Annotated in this window: 4 protein-coding genes; all 4 read left to right on the top strand. The window is 51.9% G+C overall.

The window, feature by feature from the left end:
* Positions 1–154: 154 nt before the first annotated feature.
* The 4 genes from QZQ08_RS06185 (at position 155) to lepA (ending at position 7,346) form a co-directional block, all read left to right on the top strand.
* Positions 155–2,620 carry a DUF3656 domain-containing protein gene (locus QZQ08_RS06185; RefSeq protein WP_296329486.1) on the top strand — a complete coding sequence of 822 codons (2,466 nt, stop codon included), beginning with the start codon at positions 155–157 and terminating at the stop codon, positions 2,618–2,620.
* Positions 2,620–4,992 (top strand): endonuclease MutS2, encoded by a 2,373-nt coding sequence (locus tag QZQ08_RS06180; RefSeq protein ID WP_296329483.1) that lies wholly within the window; start codon positions 2,620–2,622, stop codon positions 4,990–4,992. The genes QZQ08_RS06185 and QZQ08_RS06180 overlap by 1 nt, the downstream gene beginning before the upstream one ends.
* 106 nt (positions 4,993–5,098) lie before the next feature.
* Positions 5,099–5,362, top strand: coding sequence for a 30S ribosomal protein S20 (gene rpsT, locus QZQ08_RS06175; RefSeq protein ID WP_009014758.1), 264 nt, complete (start codon positions 5,099–5,101; stop codon positions 5,360–5,362).
* A 178-nt stretch (positions 5,363–5,540) separates the two neighbouring features.
* Positions 5,541–7,346, top strand: coding sequence for a translation elongation factor 4 (lepA, locus tag QZQ08_RS06170; protein ID WP_296329480.1), 1,806 nt, complete (start codon positions 5,541–5,543; stop codon positions 7,344–7,346).
* The last annotated feature ends 5 nt before the right edge of the window (positions 7,347–7,351 follow it).

Below are 7,351 nucleotides of genomic sequence, written 5' to 3'. Positions count from 1 at the left end.
AATTAAGCTGCAACACAATCTTATATGGGTCTCCCGAGAAAATGTTGACACATACGAACGGCAGGCTCGTCTTCTTTTGGGACTTTCAATATGATATAATATAGGTTCGAAATCCTGTCATACCATTTTCTTTCCATAATATAAGGAGATTTCCATGAAACGAGAAGATGTTGAACTTTTGGCCCCGGCTGGGACTTGGGAGGCCTTGGAGGCGGCCGTTTTTGCCGGTGCTGATGCGGTTTATCTGGGGGGCTCTGCTTTTGGTGCTCGGGCTTATGCCGAAAATTTTGGCCCCGAAGAACTGCAGCGGGCCATCACTTTTGCACACCTGCACCATGTCCGTATCTATGTCACGGTCAATACCCTTGTCACTGACGAGGAAATGAAGGCGCTGGGAGAATATGTCACGTTCCTCAGCAATATCGGTGTCGATGGCATCATTGTCCAGGACCTTGGCATCATCCGGCTTTGCCGCCGCACAGTACCTGAATTGGAACTGCATGCCAGTACACAGATGACCATCACCAATTCCTCCGGTGCCATCTTTGCCTACCACCAGGGGATGCCCCGCTCCGTCATGGCAAGGGAAACAACCTTGAAGGACCTCAAAACAATCTGCGAAAAGACGCCTGGTGAGATTGAAACGTTCATGCATGGCGCGCTCTGCATCTGTTATTCTGGTCAGTGCCTTATGTCAAGCCTCATCGGCGGTCGCAGCGGAAATCGGGGCCGCTGTGCCCAGACCTGCCGCATGCCCTATACCTTGGTCAACAAGGAGGGAAAGGATATGCTCAAAAACGCCGATGCCGGTCAGTATCTCTTGAGCCCAAAGGATATGAATACCCTTGACATCCTGCCGCGACTCATCGAAACCGGGGTTCGCTCCTTTAAAATCGAAGGGCGCATGAAACGGCCGGAATATGTAGCTGTTGTGACGGATATCTACCGCCGCGCCATTGACCGCTATTTCACGGGCAAATACGTTGTCCCTGAAGAAGACCGTGAACATATTGAACAGATCTTCAACCGTGACTTTACGACGGCCTACCTTGAGAAAAAGCCGGGCCGCACCATGATGAGCGACCGCCGCCCTAATAACCGCGGCATCCTTCTGGGCCGGGTTGTTTCTTTGAATAAAGATCACACGGAAGGAACGGTCAAGCTCGAACGGACCCTACATTTGGGCGACGGCCTGGAATTTTGGGTGAGCGTCGGCGGCCGCGTGGGAACGACCGTCGATGCCATGACGGTCAATGGCAAGAACCGTGATGTAGCCGAAGTCGGTGAGAAGGTCACCATTTCCGTGCCTCGGGGCATCCGTCTCAACGACCGCGTCTTCCGGACAAATGATCACGAACTCATGACCTATGCTGAAAGTTTCTTTGGTCCAGACCATAAAAAACGTATCCCCCTGTCCTTTTATGTGACAGCTGCCCTCGGTGAGCCCATGACCATTACGGCTACAGATGATGAAGGGCATACAGGGACAGCGCAGACCCGTTTTATCGTGGAAAGAGCCCGCAAGCATGCCCTTGATGAAGCCGTGGTACGCAAACAGGTGGACCGTCTGGGCAACACGGAATTTTCCTTGGGGAGCCTTGAACTTACGTGCGACGACAATGTCATGGTTCCCATGAGTGAAATCAATGAAGCGCGCCGTCTTTCTGTAGAAGCCCTCACGAAAGCGCGCCTTGAGGAGTTTTGTCCGCCCCGCCAAAAAGTCCAGTGGCAGGACCGCTATCTGTCCCAGCCAGTCAATCATTCCCTGCGCCGCCATGCGGAGCTGTCCGTCCATGTCGATACTTTGGATAAGGCCAAAGCCGCCCTTTCAGGCGGGGCCGATGTCCTTATTGTTGGCGGCGATAGTTTCACCCTGCCCCTTTTGACGCTGAAAGACCTTGAAACCCTTGGCCACTGGGTCCGGGAGAAGGGAAAGAAGTGGTATATCGGCACAAGCCGTGTTGTTTCCGAAAGTCAGCTGCCTTACTATGACCAGGTCCTTCCTCGTTGGAAAGGCCTGTCTCCTGACGGGATTGTCGTGAGCAATAATGGCCTTGTGGAAAAGGTCCTTGCCCAGGGACTTCCTTTGTGGGTTGATTGGGACCAAAATACATTTAACAGCCAGAGTATCCTTTTCTGGCAGGACCTTGGAGCTGAGGGTATCACGCTGTCTCCGGAGCTTACGCTCTCCCAGGTCGAAGGCCTTGCGAGAAAATCAAACTTGCCCTTGGAGTGCCTTGCCGAAGGCTCCCTTGAAATGATGGTCTCCGAATATTGTGTAGAGGGCAGCTTCCTCGGTCATCTTGATCAGGGTCACTGCGATTTTCACTGCAAGGAAGCAGGTTTTCTCGAAGACCGGAAGAAGGTCCGTTTCCCATTGAAGCAGGACCAATTTGGCCGGATGCATATTCTCAATGGTCAGCGCCTTTCCATGCTGGCCCACGCAAAGAAAATGGAGAAGATGGGCCTTGCCCGGCTGCGGTTTGACGCCCGGAATGCTTCTGTCGAAGAGACCGGTGTCCTTACCGCCATGTACCGGGGCGTTCTTGATGGGGTGACCCTTGTTGAGGAAAATGAACCAGGAACCACGCGGGGACATTATTTTAGAGGTGTCTTATAATGGCAAAATTTGCAATCAATACATTGGAATTTACTAAGGTCAGGGAAAAGCTCAGCCAGTACGCCGGTACGGCCATGGGGCAGCATCTTGCCATGGAACTGATGAGTTCTTCCCGCTTTGAGGAGGTCAAGCTTGCCCAAGAAGAAACTGCGGAAGCCGTCCGCATTCTCGATGAAGGCCGACGCATCCCCTTAGGGGGCTTGACCGATATTTCCGGATTGGTGAAACGTACCCGTGTTGGCAGCCTTCTTGATCCGGAAGAATTCAAGGCCATCCAGGATGCCATTTCGGGGATGCTTGACCTTAAGGCATTCTTCAAGGAAGTCAGCGAAACCGCACCTGCCCTTGTGCATTACGGCGATGCGCTCTATGATTTCTCGCGCCTATCAAAGCAGCTTTCCAGCGTCCTTGATGAAAAAGGCAATATCAAGGATACAGCCTCTGTGAAGCTTTCGGGCCTTCGGACGGGGATCCTTGCTGCCCGCAGCCGGGTAAAGGAGAAGCTTTCCGATCTCCTGCATGACCCAAACAACCAGAAATATTTTCAGGATGCTCTCGTCACCATGCGCGAGGATCGTTATGTCATCCCCATCAAGCAGGAATATCGCCTCAATTTTCCTGGCATTGTCCATGACCAGTCATCAAGCGGGGCCACGCTCTTTATTGAGCCTATGGCCGTTGTCAACCTCAATAATGATATCAAGAAGTATATCCTTGAAGAAAAAGCGGAAGTGGAACGCATCCTACGGACACTGACGAGCCATGTAGGAGCCGAAGCGGACAACATCCTTGAAAGTCTTGCCATTGTGGCCCAAGTGGACCTTATTTCTGCCAAGGCCCTCTACGCCGAGGCGCTTGGGGCGCGGCGCCCCATGATGGTCCTTGATCATCATCTGCGCATCGTTAAGGGCCGCCATCCCCTTTTGGAACACGATCGTATTGTGCCCCTTGATATTGAGCTGGGACGGGACTTTACGACACTTCTTATTACGGGACCCAATACGGGCGGTAAAACAGTTGCTTTGAAGACTGTCGGTCTTTTTGCCCTCATGGCCCAGGCTGGACTCTTTCTTCCTGCTGAAGAAGCTGTTTTTCCTGTATTTTCTGGGGTTTACGCCGATATTGGCGATGAACAGAGCATTGAGCAGAGTCTGTCCACTTTTTCTGGTCACATGAAAAATATGATTTCCATCATAAGGGAGGCCACAGACCGCGACCTGGTCCTTGTCGATGAAGTCTGTGTAGGGACCGATCCGACAGAAGGGGCAGCCCTTGCCATGGCCATGATTGAACATTTTTACAAGGCCCATGTCCTTACGATCATGACAACGCATTACAGCGAGCTCAAGACATTTGCCTATGAACATGAAGGGATGCAGAACGCCAGCGTTGAATTTGATCCGGAAACGCTGCGCCCGACCTACCGTCTTCTCATGGGGGTCCCGGGAAGCAGCAATGCCTTTTATATCAGCCGACGTTTGGGCCTTTCCGAAGATATTCTTGATGAGGCACGGACCTTTATCAATGAGCGGCACAGCAATATGGAACGGGTGCTCCAGAACCTTGAAGGACAGAGGCGGGAATACGAAAGCCGCAAGGATGAAATTGAAACGCTCCGGCGGGAAACGGAAATCCTCCGCAATCAGCTGAAAGCTGAAAAGACCCGTCTTGAAAAGAGTCGAAATGAAATCCTTCGCAAGGCCCGGGAAGAAGCAGATGAGCTTTATCGCAGCGCCCGCCGTGAAAGCCAGGGCATCCTAAAGGAACTGCGGGCCCAGCAGAATCTTGTGGAAAGCGCCAAAGTTGAACGGCTTGCTGAGATGAGCCGTAAGGCCCTCAGTAAGAACTTTTCCATTTCGGGCCGCGCGGAGCCGGAAGGACAGGGCCTTACAAGCGGCAATGCGGCTGTTGGCAAGATGGTCTTTGTCAAGACCTTGGGCCAGGAAGGCAAGATTACGGCCGTCAATGGCCGTGATGTGACGGTTGCCATCGGTGTCATGAAAATGAATGTGTCCATGAAGGATTGTATCCTCACAAAAGCCCAGCCAGCTGCACCGCAAAGGACGCACCGAACGCTTAAGAAAAGTTCCAGCAGCCGTCATGAGTTCTTTGTCAAAAAGGCCCAGGATACGTCTGTCCAGACCGATGTGCGGGGAAAAACCGTTGATGAAGCCATTCCTGACGTGGATAAGGCCATTGATGACGCGCTTCTTGCCGGTATGGACCGCTTCCGACTGGTCCATGGGAAGGGCACGGGCATGCTTCGCAAAGGACTTTTGGAATACCTCAAGCAGCATCCCAATGTGAAAAAGACGGAAATGGCGCCCCTTAACGAAGGCGGTTTTGGAGCAACCATCGTTTATGTCAAATAGGTGGAACTATCCGGCTCTTACAGGAAGCCTTATGGAAAAACTCCTTGCCTTTTATATCTATTAATGATAAAATGTTTCGGTAAAGCTAATTGGTGGAGGTGAAAACATGCCGAATATTAAGTCTTCCGTTCGTAGCGTCAAGACTGATGCTGAGCGCCGCGCTGCCAATGGCCCCGTCAAGGCGGAAATCCGCAGTACTGCACGTAAGGTTGAAGCTTTTGCTGCTGCTGGTTCCAAGGATGAGGCTCAGGCCGCTCTTAAGACCGCTGCAAGCTTACTCGATAAAGCTGCCCGCAAGGGTACGGTGAACAAATTTGCTGCTGCTCGCAAAAAGTCCCGTTTAGCCAAGAAAGTCAACGCAGTCAAATAAGACAGTCCAAAAGACTGACAGCCATTCGGCTGCCAGTCTTTTTGCTATCTGGAAGCTTTTTCGGCAGCGGCTTTTTTACAAGGAACCATCCTTCATGCTATAATGAAAAATAAACCCCACGCGGCTTATCCTGCGCGGTGTTTTTAGCTTATTGAAATCTTGGAGGTAGAATCAATCCATGGCACAGACCCATAGAATCCGGAATTTTTCCATCATTGCCCATATCGATCATGGAAAATCCACGCTTGCCGACCGCCTCATCGAAAAGACGGGCACCCTTTCCAAGCGGGAAATGGAAGACCAGATCCTTGACAATATGTCCCTTGAGCGGGAGAGGGGCATCACTATCAAGGACCAGGCCGTCCAGCTTGATTACCATGCCAAAGATGGCAATGATTACATCCTGAACCTCATTGATACCCCGGGTCATGTCGACTTCAACTACGAGGTCTCCCGGGCCCTTGCTGCCTGTGAAGGCGCACTCCTTGTCATTGACGCGACCCAGGGCATTGAAGCGCAGACCTTGGCCAACGTCTATCTTGCGATGGAACATGATCTTGAAATCATTCCTGTCATCAATAAGGTGGATCTTCCCAGTGCCGATCCTGACAGGGTCATCAAGGAAGTGGAGGATGTCCTGGGCATTGATGGGGCGGAATCGATTCTTTGCTCAGCTAAAACGGGCCTTGGCATCGATGAGGTCCTAGAGGCTGTCGTTAACCGTATTCCGGCCCCCCAAGGGGACGATGCAGCTCCGCTGCAGGCACTCATCTTTGACTCCAAATTTGACTCGTATAAAGGGGTCATGCTCTACTTGCGTGTGGTCAATGGCTGCCTTAAAAAGGGCATGACCATTCGTCTCATGGCAACGGGGAAGGTCTATGAAGTCACGGAAGTGGGTGTCTTCAAACCAGCCCTCGTCAATGTCGAGGAACTGGGGGAAGGCATGGTCGGTTTCCTTGCCGCGTCCATCAAGAACGTCCGCGATGCGCGGGTGGGGGATACCATTACGGATGAAAATCATCCCGCTGCCCAGGCCCTGCCTGGTTATCGCAAGGCTACCCCCATGGTGTACTGCGGCCTTTATCCTGTGGAAAATTCCGATTATGACAATCTCCGCGATGCCCTGGAGAAACTGCAGCTCAACGACGCTTCCCTCATGTTTGAGCCGGAAACTTCCTCCGCCCTGGGGTTTGGTTTCCGCTGCGGCTTTTTGGGACTCCTTCATATGGATGTCATCAAGGAGCGTTTGGAAAGGGAATATAACCTTGCCTTGATAACAACCGCGCCCAACGTCATCTACGAAGTTGTCCGGACAAATGGGGATGTGGAAATGGTGGACAATCCCTCCCTTTTCCCGCCCCAGACTGTCATCGACCATGTAGAAGAACCTTTTGTCAATGCCACCATCATCGTTCCCAAGGAATATGTGGGACCTGTAATGGAACTGTCCCAAGAAAAACGTGGGGAATATGCCAATATGACCTATCTTGATGAAAATCGAGTCATGCTCCACTACAGCCTGCCTTTAAGTGAAATCATCTTTGACTATTTTGACCGCTTGAAATCGGTATCCCGCGGCTATGCTTCCCTTGACTATGAACTGTCGGGATATCGGCCCAGCGATATGGTCAAAGTCGATATTCTCCTAAATGGGGATCCTGTCGACGCGTTGTCGGCCATTGTCCATCGGGACCGCGCGCAAGTGCGGGGCCGCGCCCTTGTGGAAAAATTGCGCAAGATCATTCCCCGGCAGCTTTTTGAAATCCCCATCCAGGCCGCGATCGGAAGTAAGATCATTGCCCGTGAGAACGTCAGCGCCCTGAGAAAGGACGTTCTTGCAAAATGCTATGGCGGTGATATTACACGCAAACGCAAACTCCTTGAAAAACAAAAGGCAGGGAAGAAACGGATGAAACAGGTCGGTTCCGTGGAACTTCCCCAGGAAGCTTTTATGGCCATCCTAAAAATGGATGAAAAGTAAGCATT

The organism is uncultured Acidaminococcus sp., assembly GCA_900538365.1.
GTDB lineage: Bacteria > Bacillota > Negativicutes > Acidaminococcales > Acidaminococcaceae > Acidaminococcus.
Note: the sequence above shows the minus strand (reverse complement) of the source record. Positions and strands in the feature narration are given on the sequence as shown.

Coding starts and splice junctions, on each gene's coding strand:
- QZQ08_RS06185 (WP_296329486.1), top strand. CDS start 155: ATGAAACGAGAAGATGTTGAACTTTTGGCCCCGGCTGGGACTTGGGAG.
- rpsT (WP_009014758.1), top strand. CDS start 5,099: ATGCCGAATATTAAGTCTTCCGTTCGTAGCGTCAAGACTGATGCTGAG.
- lepA (WP_296329480.1), top strand. CDS start 5,541: ATGGCACAGACCCATAGAATCCGGAATTTTTCCATCATTGCCCATATC.
- QZQ08_RS06180 (WP_296329483.1), top strand. CDS start 2,620: ATGGCAAAATTTGCAATCAATACATTGGAATTTACTAAGGTCAGGGAA.